This is a genomic window from Streptomyces sp. NBC_00726 (genome assembly GCF_045161735.1).
Taxonomy (GTDB): Bacteria; Actinomycetota; Actinomycetes; order Streptomycetales; family Streptomycetaceae; genus Streptomyces.
Genome location: NZ_CP108983.1, coordinates 2501632 through 2519638 on the forward strand (window position 1 = coordinate 2501632; position 18007 = coordinate 2519638).

At 71.3% G+C, this 18007-nt stretch carries 17 protein-coding genes and 2 pseudogenes; 8 read left to right on the forward strand and 11 right to left on the reverse strand.

Going from position 1 to position 18007, the window contains the following annotated elements:
* The first annotated feature begins 31 nt into the window (after positions 1-31).
* The gene (locus OG338_RS11010) at positions 32-664 is read left to right on the forward strand and encodes a lipoprotein (RefSeq protein WP_405937147.1); all 633 of its coding nucleotides are present in this window, start codon (positions 32-34) and stop codon (positions 662-664) included.
* A gap of 4 nt (positions 665-668) precedes the next feature.
* Here OG338_RS11010 and OG338_RS11015 read toward each other — a convergent pair whose 3' ends face one another.
* The 5 genes from OG338_RS11015 to rsmI all read right to left on the reverse strand — a co-directional run bounded on the left by OG338_RS11015 (position 669) and on the right by rsmI (position 4917).
* Positions 669-1562, reverse strand: a complete 894-nt coding sequence (locus OG338_RS11015) for a 4-(cytidine 5'-diphospho)-2-C-methyl-D-erythritol kinase (protein ID WP_405937148.1) — start codon at positions 1560-1562, stop codon at positions 669-671.
* Positions 1559-2533 carry a 16S rRNA (adenine(1518)-N(6)/adenine(1519)-N(6))-dimethyltransferase RsmA gene (gene rsmA / locus OG338_RS11020; protein WP_405937149.1) on the reverse strand — a complete coding sequence of 325 codons (975 nt, stop codon included), beginning with the start codon at positions 2531-2533 and terminating at the stop codon, positions 1559-1561. Before rsmA ends, OG338_RS11015 begins: the two co-directional genes overlap by 4 nt.
* Positions 2534-2569: 36 nt before the next feature.
* Complete coding sequence (locus tag OG338_RS11025) at positions 2570-3436, reverse strand: TatD family hydrolase (protein ID WP_405937150.1); 867 nt, start codon at positions 3434-3436, stop codon at positions 2570-2572.
* Positions 3437-3470: 34 nt separating this feature from the next.
* Positions 3471-3860 (reverse strand): hypothetical protein, encoded by a 390-nt coding sequence (locus tag OG338_RS11030; RefSeq protein WP_405937151.1) that lies wholly within the window; start codon positions 3858-3860, stop codon positions 3471-3473.
* Positions 3861-4020: 160 nt separating this feature from the next.
* Entirely contained in the window at positions 4021-4917 is an 897-nt protein-coding gene (gene rsmI / locus OG338_RS11035; RefSeq protein WP_405937152.1) for a 16S rRNA (cytidine(1402)-2'-O)-methyltransferase, read from the reverse strand.
* A gap of 52 nt (positions 4918-4969) precedes the next feature.
* Here rsmI and OG338_RS11040 point away from each other — a divergent pair, with 52 nt between their 5' ends.
* Both OG338_RS11040 and OG338_RS11045 read left to right on the forward strand, forming a co-directional pair.
* Positions 4970-6748, forward strand: coding sequence for a dolichyl-phosphate-mannose--protein mannosyltransferase (locus OG338_RS11040; RefSeq protein ID WP_405937153.1), 1779 nt, complete (start codon positions 4970-4972; stop codon positions 6746-6748).
* 145 nt (positions 6749-6893) lie between these two features.
* Positions 6894-8546, forward strand: a complete 1653-nt coding sequence (locus tag OG338_RS11045; RefSeq protein WP_405940383.1) for a penicillin-binding transpeptidase domain-containing protein — start codon at positions 6894-6896, stop codon at positions 8544-8546.
* 109 nt (positions 8547-8655) lie between these two features.
* On the opposite strand, the gene OG338_RS11050 is transcribed toward OG338_RS11045, so the two are convergent.
* Both OG338_RS11050 and OG338_RS11055 read right to left on the reverse strand, forming a co-directional pair.
* Positions 8656-9288: an NAD(P)-dependent oxidoreductase gene (locus OG338_RS11050; RefSeq protein WP_405937154.1), complete on the reverse strand. Its 633-nt coding sequence runs from the start codon at positions 9286-9288 to the stop codon at positions 8656-8658.
* Positions 9285-10202 carry an EamA family transporter gene (locus tag OG338_RS11055; protein WP_405937155.1) on the reverse strand — a complete coding sequence of 306 codons (918 nt, stop codon included), beginning with the start codon at positions 10200-10202 and terminating at the stop codon, positions 9285-9287. Before OG338_RS11055 ends, OG338_RS11050 begins: the two co-directional genes overlap by 4 nt.
* A gap of 91 nt (positions 10203-10293) precedes the next feature.
* Between OG338_RS11055 and OG338_RS11060 the strand changes: the two genes are divergently transcribed.
* From OG338_RS11060 to OG338_RS11075, 4 genes and pseudogenes are all read left to right on the forward strand, one after another.
* Positions 10294-11184 (forward strand): LysR family transcriptional regulator, encoded by an 891-nt coding sequence (locus OG338_RS11060; RefSeq protein WP_405940384.1) that lies wholly within the window; start codon positions 10294-10296, stop codon positions 11182-11184.
* 154 nt (positions 11185-11338) lie between these two features.
* Complete coding sequence (locus tag OG338_RS11065) at positions 11339-12439, forward strand: DUF1996 domain-containing protein (RefSeq protein WP_405937156.1); 1101 nt, start codon at positions 11339-11341, stop codon at positions 12437-12439.
* 147 nt (positions 12440-12586) lie between these two features.
* Entirely contained in the window at positions 12587-14353 is a 1767-nt protein-coding gene (locus OG338_RS11070; RefSeq protein WP_405937157.1) for a discoidin domain-containing protein, read from the forward strand.
* Between the two features lie 57 nt (positions 14354-14410).
* Positions 14411-14518, forward strand: a pseudogene (locus OG338_RS11075) (DoxX family protein); the annotation flags it as partial.
* Between the two features lie 424 nt (positions 14519-14942).
* Here the strand turns inward: OG338_RS11075 and OG338_RS11080 are convergent.
* The gene (locus OG338_RS11080; RefSeq protein ID WP_405937158.1) at positions 14943-15476 is read right to left on the reverse strand and encodes an NUDIX hydrolase; all 534 of its coding nucleotides are present in this window, start codon (positions 15474-15476) and stop codon (positions 14943-14945) included.
* 138 nt (positions 15477-15614) lie between these two features.
* Here OG338_RS11080 and OG338_RS11085 point away from each other — a divergent pair, with 138 nt between their 5' ends.
* Complete coding sequence (locus OG338_RS11085; RefSeq protein ID WP_405937159.1) at positions 15615-16424, forward strand: class I SAM-dependent methyltransferase; 810 nt, start codon at positions 15615-15617, stop codon at positions 16422-16424.
* Positions 16425-16426: 2 nt separating this feature from the next.
* Here the strand turns inward: OG338_RS11085 and OG338_RS11090 are convergent.
* The 3 genes and pseudogenes from OG338_RS11090 to OG338_RS11100 form a co-directional block, all read right to left on the reverse strand.
* Positions 16427-16537: pseudogene (locus OG338_RS11090) on the reverse strand (NUDIX hydrolase); the annotation flags it as partial.
* A gap of 45 nt (positions 16538-16582) precedes the next feature.
* The gene (locus OG338_RS11095; protein ID WP_405937160.1) at positions 16583-17008 is read right to left on the reverse strand and encodes a VOC family protein; all 426 of its coding nucleotides are present in this window, start codon (positions 17006-17008) and stop codon (positions 16583-16585) included.
* Positions 17009-17070: 62 nt separating this feature from the next.
* Positions 17071-17805: a dienelactone hydrolase family protein gene (locus OG338_RS11100; protein WP_405937161.1), complete on the reverse strand. Its 735-nt coding sequence runs from the start codon at positions 17803-17805 to the stop codon at positions 17071-17073.
* Between the last annotated feature and the right edge of the window lie 202 nt (positions 17806-18007).

Here is an 18007-nt window from a genome sequence, read left to right on the forward strand (position 1 = left end):
GCGCGCAAACGATCAAGGGGTGGGGACTGTCATGACACGTCGTACGGTTCGCGGGCTGGTGCCCGTACTGCTGGCCGCGGCCGCGCTGACCGGCTGCTCGTCGGACGCGGATGCGGGCGGGGACGCGAAGGCGGGGAAGTCCGCGGCGCCCGCCGCGAAGACCGCGGCCGAGGGCAGCTCGGTCGGGGGCCCCGGCTCCGGCTGCGAGCTGCCGGTGACCTTCGGCCTGGCGGAGGACTGGAAGCCGGCGGCCGTTGTGCCGGCCGATCCCGATTCGGAGCTGGGCGCCCTCTTCACGCAGGGCCCGGTCGACCTGGTCTGCGAGATCGACGCCAAGCCGGCCGGGCACATCGGGTTCCTGCGGGTCTGGCGGGGGAAGAGCAAGGACGCCTCGCCGCGCGCCACGCTGGAGGGGTTCGTCAAGGCGGAGGAGAACACCTCCGAGGTCACGTACACGCAGTTCACGGCGGGCGGTCAGGCCGCGACCGAGGTGACCTACACCTTCCGCAGCCCGATCATGGACGGACCGCGCCTCACCCACGCCTTCGCCCTCGCCACCCCCGAGGGCCCGGTCGTGGTCCACCTGGGCGGCCTGGACTCGGACGAGCACGAGGAGATGCTCCCGGCGTACGAGCTGGCGAAGACGTCCGTACGGGTGGGCTGACCGCCTACACGACCGTCGCCCCCGGGGCCGGGGACACCGCCGTCCGCGCCGTGCGGCAGGTTCCCGAGGCGGTGAGGGCGGCGGCCACCCGGTCGGCCGTCGCCTCGTCCTCCGTGAGGAACGCGGTCGTCGGGCCCGAGCCGGAGACCAGGGCCGCCAGCGCCCCCGCCGCCGTGCCCGCCGCCAGGGTCGCGGAGAGGGACGGGCGCAGGGAGAGCGCGGGGGCCTGGAGGTCGTTGCCCAGGGTGGCGGCCAGGGCCTTCGGGTCGCCCGTCCGCAGCGCGTCCAGGAGGGCGTCCGACGCGACGGGTTCCGGGACGCGGGTGCCCGCCGTGAGGCGGTCGAACTCGCGGTAGACCGCCGGGGTGGAGAGCCCGCCGTCGGCCACCGCGAACACCCAGTGGAAGGTGCCGCCGGCCTCGACCGGGGTCAGCCGCTCGCCCCGGCCGGTCCCGAGCGCGGCGCCGCCGACCAGGCTGAACGGCACATCGCTGCCCAGCTCCGCGCAGAGGGCGAGCAGGTCCTCGCGCGGCGTATCGGTCCCCCACAGCGCGTCGCAGGCCAGCAGGGCGCCGGCGCCGTCCGCGCTGCCCCCGGCCATGCCGCCGGCGACCGGGATGTCCTTGTCGATGTGGATGTGCACATCGGGCGCGATGCCGTGGCGCGCGGCCAGCGCGGCCGCCGCCCGGGCCGCGAGGTTCGACGCGTCCAGCGGGACCTGGGCCGCGTCGGGCCCGGCGCAGGTGATGCGCAGGCTGTCGGCGGGGGTGACGGTGACCTCGTCGTACAGGCCGACGGCGAGGAAGACGTTGGCCAGGTCGTGGAAGCCGTCGGGGCGCGCGGCGCCGACCGCGAGCTGGACGTTGACCTTGGCGGGGACCCGCACGGTGACACTCACTGGGCACTCCCGGTCTCGTCGGCGGACCTGCTCCCGGCGGCCGGCTCGTCCTCCGCGGCCATCCCGTTCCCGGCGGACGGCTTGTTCTCCGCGGCCATCCCGTTCCCGGCGGACGGCTTGTTCTCCGCGACCGCCGCGAACTCCTCGATCGTCAGGGACTCCCCGCGCGCCTGCGGCGAGATGCCGGCCGCGACCAGGGCGGCCTCGGCGGCCGGTGCGGAGCCGGCCCAGCCCGCGAGGGCCGCGCGCAGCGTCTTGCGGCGCTGGGCGAACGCGGCGTCGACCACCGCGAAGACCTCCGCCTTGCTCGCGGTCGTCGCCACGGGCTCCGCGCGGCGGACCAGCGAGACGAGCCCGGAGTCCACGTTCGGCGCGGGCCAGAAGACCTTGCGGCCGATGGACCCGGCGCGCTTGACGTCCGTATACCAGTTGGCCTTCACGGACGGCACGCCGTAGACCTTGTTGCCGGGCCGGGCGGCCAGCCGGTCCGCGACCTCCGCCTGCACCATGACGAGCGTGCGCTCGATGCTGGGGAAGCGGTCGAGGACGGTGAGCAGCACCGGCACGGCGACGTTGTACGGGAGGTTGGCGACCAGCGCCGTGGGCGGCGGGCCGGGCAGTTCGCGTACGAGCATGGCGTCCGAGTGCACCAGCGCGAAGCGGTCGGCGCGGGCGGGCATCCGGGCGGCGACGGTGGCGGGCAGGGCCGCCGCGAGTACGTCGTCGATCTCGACGGCGACGACCCGGTCGGCGACCTCAAGGAGCGCGAGGGTCAGCGAGCCGAGGCCCGGGCCGATCTCGACCACCACGTCGTCCGGCCGGACCTCCGCCGTGCGCACGATCCGGCGGACCGTGTTGGCGTCGATGACGAAGTTCTGCCCGCGCTGCTTGGTGGGGCGTACGCCGAGGGTGTCGGCCAGTTCGCGGATGTCTGCGGGACCCAGAAGGGCGTCGGGCTCAGTGGTACTCACCTGTAAAGCGTAAGGCGCCCCGCGGGGCGCCCCCGCTCAGTAGTCGAACGCCCGCGCCGTGTTGTCCGCGATCGCCTCGGCCAGGGTGTCCTCGTCCAGGCCCTTCACCGCCGCCATCGCCCGCAGCGTGACCGGGATCAGATACGGGGCGTTGGGCCGCCCCCGGTACGGCGCCGGGGTCAGGAACGGGGCGTCCGTCTCGACCAGGACCAGTTCCAGCGGGGCGGCCGCGAGTGCGTCGCGCAGCGGCTGGGCGTTCTTGAAGGTCATGTTCCCGGCGAACGACATGAAGTAGCCGGCGTCCGCGCAGACCCGGGCCATGTCCGCGTCGCCGGAGTAGCAGTGGAAGACGGTCCGCTCGGGTGCCCCCGCGTCCGCGAGGACGCGCAGGACGTCCGCGTGCGCGTCGCGGTCGTGGATGACGAGGGCCTTGCCGTGCCGCTTGGCGATCTCGATGTGCGCCCGGAAGGACTCCTCCTGGGCGGCCATGCCCTCGGGGCCGGTCCGGAAGTAGTCGAGGCCGGTCTCGCCGACGCCGCGTACGTGCGGCAGGGCGGCCAGCGCGTCGATCTCCGCGAGGGCTTCGTGCAGCGCGGCGCTGCCGCCCCCTTCGCGCGCCCCTTGCCGCGACCAGCCATCGGGATCACCGTGCACGATGCGCGGCGCCTCGTTGGGGTGGAGGGCCACCGCCGCGTGCACGTTGGCGTGTGCGGCGGCGGTCTCGGCGGCCCAGCGGGAACCCTTCACGTCGCAGCCCACCTGGACCACGGTCGTCACGTTGACCGCGGCGGCCCTGGCCAGGCCCTCCTCGACGGTGCCGTCCTGCATGTCCAGGTGGGTGTGTGAATCGGCGACCGGCACCCGGAGGGGTTCCGGCAGCGGCGGGGCTTCGGTGCGGCTCATGGCCACGATCGTACGAGGACCGCGGCGGTCCGCCCTACTTGCGGAACGGATGCAGCAGGTCGGACAGGTGCCAGTGGTGACCGGCGGACGGGGCGGCGGTGGCGGCCACCGGCTCCTCGGCCTGCTCCCCGGGGACCAGCGGCCCGGCCGCGGGCTGGGAACGGTTCTGGCTGTACAGGAACCGCTGGATGTTGGAGACCCGGCCGGCCCGCATGATCCGCACGACGTGCCCGCCGCAGTTGGCGCAGGTCGGCGTGGACAGGGGCGAGGGCACCCGTTCGCCGTCCGCCTTGTAGACCACGTAGGCGTGCCCCGACGCGTCGGCGTGGTGCTCTATCTCGTACGCCTGCTCCCACCCGTGTCCGCACCTCATGCAGGCGAAGGCGTATGCCTCGTGTGCGGTGGCTGCTGTGGTGTCGCTCATGCCTGCTCCTCTTGTCCGTCGGACAAGCACTCCGGGGAATGCGCCCTGCCATCCAGTGGACGCCTTCACCGGCGGGAGCGCACCGGGCCCTGTCGAGTGTTGGAGCGGTTTTGGCCTTCTCGTGGTCAAAGGGGCCGGTACGCGGCTCTCGCTTTGCTTTTCACGATAGTCCTTTACCGTTCGCGTGGCCGGTCCGAGCAGCATTCTTTGCCGCGACGACGGCGTCGAACACCTCGCGCTTGGGCAGGCCCGCGTCGGCGGCCACGGCGGCGATCGCCTCCTTGCGCCGCTCCCCCGCCTCCTCGCGCACCCGCACCCTGCGCACCAGCTCCTCGGCGTCCATTTCCTCGCCCGTGGAGCCCGCGCCCTCCACGACGACGGTGATCTCACCGCGTACCTGCTCGGCGGCCGACCAGGCGGCAAGATCGCCCAGCGGACCGCGCTTGACCTCCTCGTACGTCTTGGTCAGCTCGCGGCACACCGCGCCCCGCCGCTCGGCGCCGAAGACCTCGGCCATCGCGGCGAGGGTGTCGTCCAGGCGGTGCGGAGCCTCGAAGAAGACCATCGTGCGGGGCTCACGGGCGACCTCGCGGAGCTTGGAGAGGCGTTCGCCGCCCTTGCGCGGGAGAAAGCCCTCGAAGCAGAACCGGTCCACCGGCAGCGCGGACAGGGCGAGCGCGGTGAGCACGGCGGACGGGCCGGGCACTGCGGTGACCCGGATGTCCTGCTCCACGGCTGCGGCGACGAGCCGGTAGCCGGGGTCGGACACGGACGGCATCCCGGCGTCCGTGACCAGCAGCACCCGGGCCCCGCCGGCCAGTGCCTCGACGAGTTCCGGCGTACGGGCGGTCTCGTTGCCCTCGAAGTACGAGACGACGCGTCCCGTGGTGTGGACGCCGAGCCCCTGGGTCAGCCGGCGCAGCCTGCGGGTGTCCTCGGCGGCGATGATGTCGGCCGCCTCCAGCTCGGCGGCGAGGCGCGGCGGGGCGTCCGCCAGATCGCCGATGGGGGTCCCTGCGAGCACGAGCGTTCCAGTCGTTCCAGTCACAAGCCCCATCCTCCCGCACGGGGAACACCTCTCCCACAGACGCGTTCCCTACGATGGCGCGGTGACGAGTACTGCGCCCGAAGCCCGGCAGGGCCAAGACGCCGGGGAACAGCACGGCCCGGAGCCGACTTCCTGGCAGCGGCGGCTGCGCCGCTTCGGCCATGCCCCGCGCCCCGACACCGGGCTGCGGGAGCGGCTGATCCCGCCGTACACCCGGCCCGGGAAGCAGCTGTGGGCGGTGCTCGGCGTGCCGCCGCTGCTCGCGGACCGGCTGGTGCGCTGGTCGGCGTGGGGCGGTCCGCTGCTGGTCGCGGCGGTCGCGGGGGTGCTGCGCTTCTGGAAGCTGGGCAGCCCGCACGCGGTGATATTCGACGAGACGTACTACGCGAAGGACTCCTGGGCGCTGATCAACCAGGGGTACGAGGGCTCGTGGCCCAAGGACGTCGACAAGCTGATCCTGAACGACCCCTCGCAGGTGCCGGTGCCCACCGACCCCGGCTATGTGGTGCACCCGCCCGTGGGCAAGTGGATCATCGGGCTCGGCGAGCAGCTGTTCGGGTTCACGCCGTTCGGCTGGCGGTTCATGGTCGCCGTGCTCGGCACGCTGTCGGTGCTGATGCTGTGCCGGATCGGCCGCCGGCTGTTCCGCTCGACGTTCCTCGGCTGTCTGGCGGGCGCGCTGCTGACGGTGGACGGGCTGCACTTCGTGATGAGCCGCACCGCGCTGCTCGACCTGGTGCTGATGTTCTTCGTGCTGGCCGCGTTCGGCTGTCTGCTCATCGACCGCGACTGGGCCAGGCGCCGGCTCGCGGCGGCGCTGCCGGTGGACGAGGACGGTGTGCTGCGCCCGGACGCCGGGATCGCGGAGCGTCTGCGTCTGGGGTGGCGGCCCTGGCGGATCGCCGCCGGTGTCTCGCTGGGCCTGGCCGCCGCCACGAAGTGGAACGGCCTGTACATCATGGTCGCGTTCGGCCTGATGACGGTGTTGTGGGACGCGGGGGCGCGCCGCACCGCCGGGGCCGTGCGCCCGTATCTCGCGGTGCTGCTGCGGGACGTGCTTCCGGCGTTCGTCTCGGTGGTCCCGGTCGCGCTGGCCACGTATCTCGCGTCCTGGACGGGCTGGATCGTCCGGAACTCACCGGACCGGCACGGCTACTTCCGGGACTGGGCCGCGACGGACGGCAGGGGCGGCAACTGGACCTGGCTGCCGGACTGGGTGCGCAGCCTGTGGCACTACGAGCACCAGGTGTACGACTTCCATGTGCACCTCACGTCCGGGCACACCTACCAGTCCAACCCGTGGAGCTGGATCGTGCTGGGCCGGCCCGTCTCGTACTTCTACGAGGAGCAGAACGGCTGCGCCGAGTCGGTGACCGGGAAGTGCTCCCGCGAGGTGCTGGCGATCGGGACGCCGCTGCTGTGGTGGGCGGCCTGCTTCGCCCTGGTGTACGTGCTGTGGCGCTGGATCTTCCGCCGCGACTGGCGGGCGGGCGCGATCGCCTGCGGGGTGGCCGCGGGGTGGGTGCCGTGGTTCCTGTACCAGGAGCGCACGATCTTCCTGTTCTACGCGGTCGTGTTCGTGCCGTTCCTGTGTCTGGCGGTGTCGATGATGATCGGCGCGATGCTGGGGCCCGCGGCGGAGACGGGACCACGGTACGAACTCGGGCTCGCGAAGCCCGATCCCTCCGGGGAGCGGCGGCGGACCCTGGGGGCGGTGGCGGCCGGTGTGCTGGTGCTGCTGATCATCTGGAACTTCATCTACTTCTGGCCGCTGTTCACCGGAACGCCCATTCCGGAGGACGCGTGGCGGGACCGGATGTGGCTGGACACCTGGATCTGAGCGGCCGCATCCCGCCATTCCCGGCATGTCCGCGTCGCATTCCGATAACAACCGGTACTCCTGTCACTACGGTCCCGTAGGGTGCCCCGTACAGCCTTCTTGAACGTGTTCAAGAAGCATGCTCCGGGGGATGGGGACAGCGGTAATGCGCAGTGGGGCGAAGGTAGGCATAGTCGGCGGGGTGTTCGCGCTCGTGCTGGGCGGGGTGGGGTACGGGGCGTACAACATCCTGGACGGCCTCGGGGACAGCGGTGTCGGCGGCGGTACGAGCACGGCCGCCGACTCCACCGAGGTGAGGTCGGGCCCGGTCACCAAGGAGGAGATCGCCGACACCTCGAAGGACTTCCTGGCCGCGTGGGCGGAGGGCGACGCGGCGGTCGCGGCGGCGCTCACCAACAACAAGGCCGACGCGGAGACGGCGCTGACGGGCTACAGCGACACGGTCCACGTCACCAAGGCCGTGATCACCCCGGGCAAGGCGACGGGCTCGACCGTCCCGTACACCGTGAAGGCGACGGTTTCGTACAAGGGCGCGACGAAGTCCTGGTCGTACGCCTCGAAGCTCACCGTCGTACGCGGACTGACCACGGGTCGTCCGCTGGTCGACTGGGAGCCTTCAGTCATCCATCCGGACCTCGCCAAGGGCGAGTCGCTGGAGACCGGCGAGTCCTCCACCGCGTCGATCGAGGCGGTGGACCGCAACGGGCAGGTGCTCACCAAGGAGAAGTACCCGTCGCTCGGCGGCATCCTGGACGAGCTGCGCAAGAAGTACGGCGCGAAGGCCGGCGGCACGACGGGGATCGAGACCTGGATCAACAGCGCGAACGCCGACGGGATCAACAAGACGCTGCTGACCCTGGTCAAGGGCAAGCCGGGCAAGTTGCAGACGACGCTGGACGCGAAGATCCAGGCGGCGGCCGAGCGGGGCGTGAAGAAGTTCGCGGAGGCGTCGGTCGCGGCGGTCGAGCCGTCCACGGGCGCGATCCGGGCCATCGCGAACAACCGGGCCGACGGCTTCGACGCGGCCCGGAAGGGCAAGGTCGCCCCCGGCTCGACGATGAAGATCATCACCGCCGCGATGATCATTCAGAACGGCCTGGGCAGCGCGAACGCGCCCGTCCAGTGCCCCGCGACCGTGCCCTGGGTGGGGGTCGTCTTCCACAACCTGAACGACTTCTCGATGCCGAGCGCCACACTGAAGACGGCGTTCGCCCGGTCCTGCAACACCGCTTTCATCAAGCCGGTGCTGCCCCTGGGCAACAAGCGCGACACCGCGCTGGGCAACGAGGCCAGCCAGTACTTCGGGCTCGGCGGCGACAACTGGCAGACCGGGATCGTGACCACGGACGGCAGCGTTCCCGAGTCCCGGGACGCCGAGACCGCCGCCTCGTTCATCGGCCAGGGCAAGGTCCAGATGAACCCGCTCAACATGGCCTCGGTGACCGCGACCGCCGTCAACGGCCGCTTCCGGCAGCCGTTCATCGTGCCGCAGTCCCTGGACAACCGGACCTTCGCCACCGCGACCCCGCTGCCGCCCGGCGTCTCCGGTCAGCTCAAGGAGATGCTGCGCTACACGGCGACCGCCCCCGAGGGCACCGCGACGCAGGCCATGGCGAGCGTCGGCCCTGACAAGGGCGCCAAGACGGGCTCGGCGGAGATCGACGGCCACGCCACGTCCGACAGCTGGTTCACCGGTTTCAGCAACGACCTGGCGGCCGCCGCCCTGGTCCAGTCCGGCGGCCACGGCGGCGACGCGGCGGGCCCGGTCGTCGCGGAGGTCCTGCGGGCGGGGCCGTGAGCCCGGCGGGCCACGACCCCGGGGATCTGGACCGGCTCAAGGAGAACCGCGACCCCGCCGACTTCCTGATCCACGACAGGATCGCCGCCGCGCTGCGGGCCGCCGGGCCTCAGTAGCCCACCGTGAAGTGCCGTTCCCCTCGCGGCCGTTCCAGCTCGTCCAGCACCGCCACCGCCAGGTCCTCCGCCGCGATGCGGGACGCGCCGTCGTCCGTGGTGAGCAGGGTCGTCGTGCCCCGGCGGTACGCACCCGTGCGGCGGCCCGGCTCCAGGACGGCGGGCGGGCTGAGGTAGGTCCAGTCGGCCTCGTGCGCCCGGCAGGCGGCGAGCTGGGCGGAGCTGGCGGCGGCGACCGTGCGCCACTGCGGCGGTACGTACGCGGGGTCGTCCACCACCAGCCGCCCGGGGTGCCCGGGGACCTCCAGCGGGCCCGCGCCGCCGATCACCAGGACGCGCGTCCCGGTCTTCGCGGCCGCGTCGAGCAGCGCGGTCGTCGTCGCCGCGATGGTGTGCTCGCGCCCCACGGGCGGGCGGGTCGCGGCCACCACCGCGTCGGCCCCGTCGAACAGGGCGCACATCGCGTCGGTGTCGTCCGCGTCGCCCGCCACCGGGGTGACCCCGGGCGGCAGGGTGTCCGGGCGGGTGGAGCGGTACACCGCGAGGAGCGCGTGGCCCCGGTGCGCGGCTTCGGTGACGACACGGGAGCCGGCCATGCCTGCGGCTCCGAGAACGGCGATCCTCATCGAGGGGTCCTTTCCGGTACGGGAGTTGTGGGGACGAGAGACTTACGGGCGGCGCGCCCCGGAAGCTGGCCCCCGACGATCGAGGCGAGGGCGAGCGCGAAGCCCGCCAGCTGGACCGGGCCGAGCGTCTGGTCCAGGACGAGCGCGCCCAGCCCGGCCGCGACGAGCGGCGAGAGCAGTCCGAGGACGGCCACCGAGGTCACCGGCAGCGCGCCGATGCCCCGGAACCACAGGGCGTACGTCAGCAGCCCGCCGACCAGGCCCAGCCAGAGGTAGCCGAGCGCGGCGCGGCCGTCGATCGCGGGCGGGGCGCCCTCGGCGAGGAAGGTGACCGGCGCCAGGAAGAGGCCCCCGGCGGTGAGCTGCCAGCCGGTGAAGGCGAGCGGCCCGACGCCCTCGGGCCGCCCCCACCGCTTGGTGAGCGTCACGCCGAGCCCCATCGTGGCCGCCCCGGCGAGGCCCGCCGCCACCCCGGCCGCGTCCAGCTCCGCCCCGGGCCCGATGACCACCAGGCCGACGCCCAGCACCCCCGTAACACCCCACAACAGGGGCCGGGCCGCCAGGGGCTGGCGGAGGACGGCGACCGCGAGGACGGCGACGACGAGCGGTTGGGCGGCGCCCAGGGTGGCGGCGACACCGCCCGGCAGCCGCTCCGCCGTGATGAACAGCAGCGGCAGGAAGAGCCCGATGTTGAGCACCCCGAGCACCGCCGCCTTCCCCCACCAGGCGCCGCGCGGCAGCGTGCGGGTGACGGCGAGGGCGATCAGCCCGGCGGGCAGGGCGCGCAGGAAGCCGGCGAACAGCGGGTGCCCGGCCGGCAGGAACTCGGTGGTGACGAGGTAGGTCGTGCCCCACACCGCCGGGGCGAGCGCGGTCAGGGCGGTACGGGGCAGCGCCCCGGGTCGACTGGTCATGGTTCGAAGTCTCGGCCCGGACCCATTGATGAGTCCAACACATGTCCGTCACCGCATTGATCTCTATCCACGATGGATGGACGATGCACCCATGGAGCTCCAGCAGATGCGTTACGTGATCGCCGTGGCCGAAACCGGCAGCTTCACCCGGGCCGCCGAACGGTGCCTGGTGGTGCAGTCGGCGCTGAGTCACCAGATCGCCCGCCTGGAACGGGAGCTGGGCGGGCGGCTCTTCGAGCGGACCACCCGCCGGGTGCGGCTGACCCCGGCCGGCGAGGCGTTCCTGCCGGCTGCCCGCCAGTGCCTGGAGGCCGCCGAGCGCGCCGCCGCCGAGGTCGCGGCGGCCGTCGGCGAGGTGCGCGGCCGGCTCGCGGTGGGCCTGATCCCGACGGTCACCGCGGTCGACATCCCGGCCGCCCTGGGCGACTTCCGCCGGCGCCACCCCCAGGTGCGTGTCAGCCTGCGCGTGGGCGCCAGCGACGAGCTGGCCGAGCAGGTCCGCGAAGGGGCCCTCGACGTGGCTTTCCTCGGGCTGCCCGCGACCGCCGCGCCCCGGGGCGTCGGCCGCCACGAACTGGCCCGCGACCGGCTCGTCGCGGTGGTCGCCCCGGACCATCCGCTGGCCGGGGCGCCCTCCGTGGACCTGCGGAGACTCGCATCGGAGGTCTTCGCGGACTTCCCGGCGGGCACGGCCGGACGCGCCCAGACCGACCAGGCGTTCGCCGCCGCCGGACTCACCCGCGATGTCGCCTTCGAGGTCACCACCGCGGACTACATCGCGAGCCTCGTCAGCCCCGGCCTGGCGGTGGCCATGCTGCCGCCCGCGTACGCCGTCCGACTGGCCGGCATCGTCGCGATCGAGGTCTCCGACGCACCGGTCCGCGTCCAGCACGTCGTCTGGAGCCGGTCCGGCCGCACCCCGGCCGCGACGGCGTTCCTCGGGGCGCTCGGCATCCCCGTAACGGACGGGGAGGACTCATGAAGTGATGACACGAAGTATTGACACGCTCTTGTCAGGAGCGGAACACTCCACAGCGGGAGAGCGCTCTCCAAGAATGACCGCAGTGCTTCCGTACCTCCCCGGCCGGGCGCCCTCCCTCACCCCACGCTCCCCCACGACGCAGCAGGAGGTCTCCATGCCACGGAGGTCCAGAACGCTCACCGGACTGCTCTTGTTCACCTCACTGAGCCTGACCACGGCCGGGATCGCCGGGATCGCCGCGACGGCGAACGCGGCCCCCGGGACGGGCACCGCCGCGCACACCGAGCACGCGGCCTACTCGATGCCGGGCATGCCCGGCATGCCGGCGTCCACCCAGGCGTCCGGCGACGACCCGGACGGGGACGGCTACATCATGGCCGACCCGCCGGTCACCGGGGTCACCCCCTCGATGGACGTCCCGCCGACGGCGTACTTCCACGAGTTCCAGGCCAAGTGCGCCCCCACGCACACCGCGCCGGACGACCCGATCGTCTACCCGGGCCAGCCCGGCAAGTCCCACGACCACACGTTCATGGGCAACACCACGACGGACGCGTACACCACCGCCGCCTCACTGGAGTCCGGCGACACCACGTGTCTGGCGCCCGGCGACAAGTCGGGCTACTGGATGCCGAGCCTGTTCAACGGGGACACCAAGGTGCTCCCGGACGGCGTCCAGACCATCTACTACAAGTCGGGTGTCACCGACTACCGCAGCGTGCGCCCCTTCCCCAAGGGCCTGCGTTACGTGGTCGGCAGCCCGATGCAGAGCGAGGAGGAGTTCAAGAACCTGAAGGGCACCGTCGAGGGCTGGGAGTGCGGTGACTCCTTCAAGAACTACAACTTCCCGGCCAGTTGCCCCGACCGCCGGGACGTGCAGCTCAACCTCCGCCTCCAGGCGCCCAGTTGCTGGGACGGCATCCACCTGGACACGCCGGACCACAAGAGCCACATGGCGTACCCGGTCGCGGGCGGAGCCAACTACAACTCCTGCCCGGCGGACCACCCGGTCGCGCTGCCGATGATCGAGTTCAAGATGGCGTGGCCGGTCAACGGCGACATGTCCCAGGTGAAGCTGGCGAGCGGGGCGGGCTTCTCGTTCCACTACGACTTCATGAACGGCTGGGACACCGCCACGCTGGACGCCATGGTCACCCACTGCATCAAGGGCGGCCTCCAGTGCGACCCGCACGGCTACGACGAGAACCACCCCGAGCAGGGTGCGGTGCTCGACGGGAACTACGAGCTGCCGTAACCGCGGCCGCGCACACCCCCACAGGTCCGGGGCCTTTTTTCGGCCCACACCGGAGAGCGCTCTCCAAGATCGCGGAGGCCCCGGACCATGCGCGTACGGACCACTCCTCATCCCCCCAACTCCCCCCACCCGCAAGGAGAGAGCCACATGCACCATCCCCCCACCCGTACGACCCGCACCACCCGCCGCCTGCTCGCGCCCGTCGCGGCGGCCGCCCTGCTCGGCGGCGGACTGCTCACCCTTCAGGCACCCGCCGCGCAGGCGGCCGGAAACGTCGTGAAGGTCACCGGTTCGCAGGGCAACTGGCAGCTCACCGTGGACGGTTCGCCGTATACGGTCAAGGGCCTCACCTGGGGCCCCTCGGTAGCGGATGCCGGTAAGTATCTGCCGGACCTGGCCTCGATGGGCGTCAACACGATCCGCACCTGGGGCACGGACGCCACCAGCGAGCCGCTGTTCGACACGGCGGCGGCCAACGGCGTCAAGGTGATCGCCGGCTTCTGGCTCCAGCCCGGCGGCGGCCCCGGCAGCGGCGGTTGCGTCAACTACCTGACGGACACGCAGTACAAGAACGACATGCTCGCCGAGTTCCCGAAGTGGGTCGACACCTACAAGGACAACCCCGGCGTACTGATGTGGAACGTGGGCAACGAGTCCACGCTCGGCCTTCAGAACTGCTACGGCGGCGATGAACTGGAGGCCCAGCGCAACGCGTACACCTCCTTCGTCAACGACATCGCGAAGAAGATCCACGAGGTCGACCCGAACCACCCGGTCACCTCCACGGACGCCTGGACCGGCGCCTGGCCGTACTACAAGAAGAACGCCCCGGACCTGGACCTCTACGCGGTCAACGCCTACGACGCGGTCTGCGACGTCAAGTCGGACTGGGAGCAGGGCGGTTACGACAAGCCCTACATCGTTACGGAGACGGGCCCGGCCGGTGAGTGGGAGGTGGACGACGACGCCAACGGCGTACCGGAGGAGCCCACCGACGCGGCGAAGGCCGAGGGTTACGCCAAGGCGTGGGACTGCGTCATGGGGCACACGGGGGTGGCCCTGGGCGCCACGATGTTCCACTACGGCACCGAGGACGACTTCGGCGGTGTGTGGTTCAACCTGCTGCCGGGCGGCGAGAAGCGGCTCTCGTACTACGCGGTGAAGAAGGCGTACGGCGCGGACACCTCCGGGGACAACACCCCGCCGGTGATCTCCGGCATGACCGTCGACAACGCCACCGAGGGCGTCCCCACCGGCTCCGACGTGCGCGTCGGCACGCACACCACGGACCCGGACGGCGACGCGATCACGTACCAGGTCCTCTTCAGCAGCAACTACATCGACGAGAACAAGGCGCTGATCCCCGCCGAGACCACGGACAACGGCGACGGCACCCTGACCGCGAAGGCCCCGAGCAGGACGGGCGTCTACAAGGTGTACGTGAAGGCCAGGGACGGCCACGGCAACGTGGGCATCGAGACCAAGTCCCTCAAGGTGATCCCGCCGAAGGTGGACGGCACCAACGTCTCCCAGGGCAAGCCCGCCACGGTCTCCTCCTTCCAGACGGACCCGACCGGCGGCTGCCCGTGCGGCGCGGACAACGCGGTGGACGGCAAGTTCGACACCCGCTGGGCGAGCGACTGGAGCGACCCGCAGTGGCTCCAGGTCGACCTGGGCGCGTCCACGGCCATCAAGCACGTGCAGCTCGCCTGGGACCCGGCGTACGCCAAGTCCTACGAGATCCAGACGTCCGAGGACGGCCAGAACTGGACCACGGTCAAGTCCGTGACCGACGGCAACGGTGACATAGACGACCTCGACGTCACCGGCACGGGCCGCTACGTCCGCGTCAACGGCACGGAGCGCGGCTCGGGTTACGGCTACTCGCTCTACGAGTTCGGCGTCTACAGCTGACGGGAGACCGGCGCTCATGATGACCACTCACCACCTGGACCGCGCCCGGCCCGGGGCCTCCCGGCGGGCACCTGGCCCGGCTGGTACGCGGCCGTCATCCAGCTCGCCACCGGCCTCCTGGTAACCCTCGGCCTCACCACCCGCCCGGGCGCCTTCGCGGCAACCCGCACCAGGCACCCCGCGCCCCAGCAGCGGAAACCCCACCTCGGCGTCCCCGTTTGAGGGAACGGCCACGCCGCGCCCGGCCCCCTGGGACTGTCCCCGGGGGGCCGGGCGGCGTTGGGGGGCATGGCCAGGTGCTAACGGGTTTTCACCCAAGGGGACGCCGGGCAGGATGGGATGCTTGTCACCGTAGGCGGGTCACATGCCATCTGAGGCAAACAACCAAGGGGCTCTTATGAGCGTTGTCCACGTACGCATCGGAGACTACCGGTCCAGCTACCACACTGACGTTGGCTGCCCGTCACTGAACGGAAAGCAAGCCACCTACGTGGGCCAGACGTCGATGCCTGAGGACGAGGCCAAGGAGCAGGGACTCACTGCTTGCAAGCACTGCAAGCAGTAACTGGGCCCGGAGAACGGGGAGACCTCAGCGGGTCGCCTCGTCCATGAGTACGTAGAGCAGCCCGACCAGCGAGCCGCTGCTGACGATCTCGCGCCGGTCGATCATGCCCCGCACATCGGCCAGCGGGATCCACTCGATCCGGTCCGACTCGTTCTTCTCGGTCGGAGGGCCCTCGTACGTTGCTCCGTCGGCACGGAAGATGTGGTGCTGCGAGTCGGTGATGCCGTTGGCCGGCTCGGCGTAAATGAGCGGCTTCAGTACGTCGGGGCGCCAACCGGTCTCCTCCCGTACCTCACGGGCCGCCGCCTCGGCCGGGGTCTCGCCCTCCTCGATCAGACCCATGGGCAGCTCCCACGCCCAGGCGTCCGTGATGAAGCGGTGGCGCCACATCATCAGGATCTCGCGCCGCTCGTTGACGACGGCTGCTACCGCCAAGTGCCGGAGTTTGACGACGTGGTGCTCCCAGCGGTTGCCGTCCGGCGTCTCGACGTCGGTGAGCCACAGGTTCACCCAGCTGTTCTCGTAGATCGGACGCTCACCGTGGATCTTCCACTGCATCGCCGCGGCCCCTTTCGATCGACTTCAGGAGACGAAACCCGGACGCCCCAGCCCATGGCCGCTTTCAGCCCCAGGACAGCCCGCATTGTGAGTCACCCAGCAGTCGGCGGTCGATGCCGCCTACCCTACGGAGCCCCGATGACCTCCCAGCCCACGCATGAACATCTGGTGACCGATCGCAGCCTTCTTGCCGGCAAGGCGTACGGCACGGGTGAGCATTTGGCCGCCCGTCAGTCCCTCTACCAATGGCAGACCCCGCGTCATGACCTTCCGGGCATCGTCGTTGACGAACTAGCAGATGTACGCGGTGCGGTCGCCGATGTGGGTTGTGGCAACGGGAAGTTCGTTGCCCGGGTGCGGGGCGACCGGCCCGATCTGAGCGTGCTGCCCATGGACATCTCCCCCGGCATCCTCGGTGCCGTCCCCGGAGCGGTCGTTGCGGACGTCCAGCAGTTGCCCGTTGCAGATGGAAGCCTGGGGGCGGTTCTTGCGCTGCACATGCTGTATCACGTCGCGGACCAGGCCCAGGCTGTATGGGAGTTGGGGCGCGTGCTGGCGCCCGGTGGCGTCGCGATCGTCTCCACGAACAGCCGGACCGACAAGCGGGAGCTGGAACAGCTTTGGCGTCAGGCCGCAGGTGACGTGCTGGGTGTCCGGGAAGGACCGGCCCGCGTGCAGTTGTCCGGCCGCTTCACGCTGGAGGACGCGCCGACGGTCCTCGCGCCCGTCTTCGGGGAGATCCGCGCGATCCCCCTCCCCGGGGTGATCGAGGTGACCGACGCCGCACCGGTTGTCGCGCACCTGGCCTCGTACGAAGCCTGGGCGGACGAGATGGGCGTTCCCTTCCGGGAGACGATCGAGCGTGCGCGGGATCGGGTCAGCGAGGTCATTCGGGCGGAGGGCGTCTTCCGTGTCACCTGCCTGGGCGGCATGCTCGTCTGCCGGTGAGGTCAGCGGATCGCCTCGTCCATGAGTACGTGGAGCAGCCCGACCAGCGAGCCGCTGCTGACGATCATGCGCCGCACGTCTGGCAGCGGGATCCGCTCGATCCGGTCCGACTGCTCCTGGGGCCGGGGTGCGTGGGAGCCCGGGGGGGGCACCAACCGCTACGAGCCGAAGGGCCAGTCGCGCTCGGGCCAGACCGGGCCCTGGTCGGTCCAGATGACGCCCTTGTTGCGGCACAGGCAGAAGGGGTGGCCGATCGGGTCGGTGTAGACCTGCCAGCCGTAGCCGTTGGGGCCGATGAAGTCCTGCCTCAGTGTCGCGCCGAGGTCGAGCACGCGGCGCTGCTCCGACTCGATGTCGTCCACTTCGAAGTCGAGGTGGAACTGCTTGGGGTGTGCGCTGTCGGGCCACTGCGGAGCGCGGTAGTCGGCCACCCGGATGAAGGCCAGCTCGATCTCGCCGAACTGGATGCCTGCCCAGTCCTCGGAGCTGCCCTCCTTCACCGGACGGCCCGTGACCTCGGAGTAGAAGGCCGCCGGCTTCATCGTGTCCGGGCAGTCGATGATGAAATCGGTGAGTCGCAGCATCCCGTGATCTTGGCACAAGCTCACACCCGTCTTCGAGGCCCCCTTGGACTCCGGTCGGAGACTCAGCGGTTGGCCAGGGCGCGGTCGAGAAGCGGGATCAGGCGGTCCCAGTGGCGCTGCAACGCGGCGGGGTCGAAGGCGTCGGTGTCGGACATGGCGAAGCCGTGGACGGTGCCGGGGTAGATCTCGGAGGTGTAGCGGACCCCCGCGGCGTCCAGGGCCTGGTTGAGCTCGCCGAGGGCCTCGGGCGTCAGATCGCTCTCGGCATGGCCGAAGTGGGTCTCGGCGGTGAGCCTGGCCAGGCTGTCGGGCCCGTCGGCGCCAACGGGGCCGTGGAACGCGGCGAGGGCGGCCACCTGGCCGGGGTGAGCTGCGGCGGTGCGCGTCGCCAGGAGGCCGCCGATGCAGTAGCCGGTCACCGCGACCGGGCCGGCGCCGACCTCGGGCTGAGCGGTGAGGAACCCGAGGTAGGCGTCGGCGTCGCTCAGGACGCGTTCGGCGGTGTGCGCCTCGATCAAGGGCATCAGCTGAGCGAAGACCGCGTCCCGGGCCTCTTCTCCGATGTGCTCGGGAAGTTCGATCACCGGTGCGGGGCCGTGCCGGTAGAAGAGATTGGGGACGAGCACGTAGTACCCGTGCCCGGCCAGCTCGTTGGCCATTTCCCGCAGTACGGGCCGGATGCCGAAACCGTCCGCGTACATCAGCACACCTGGGTGCTGCTCGCCATGGTCCGGGAAGGCGGCGAACGCGTCGGCCCGGCCGTCCGCGGTGGGAATGTGCAGCGTCTTGATGGGCATGAATTCTCCTGTCGTGGTTGATGTGTGGAGCTTGTGATCAACACGACGGAGGCGGAGCCCGCGCACCAGCGCAGGATCCTCGGTCGAACAGCGGGCCCTCGCCGGCCCGTACGGCGCTCAGGAGAGCACCGGGTCACCAATCCGTGTGTGGCGCAATGCCGTCCCGGTAGTCATCGCCGCGCAGCATAGCCCACCGGACAAA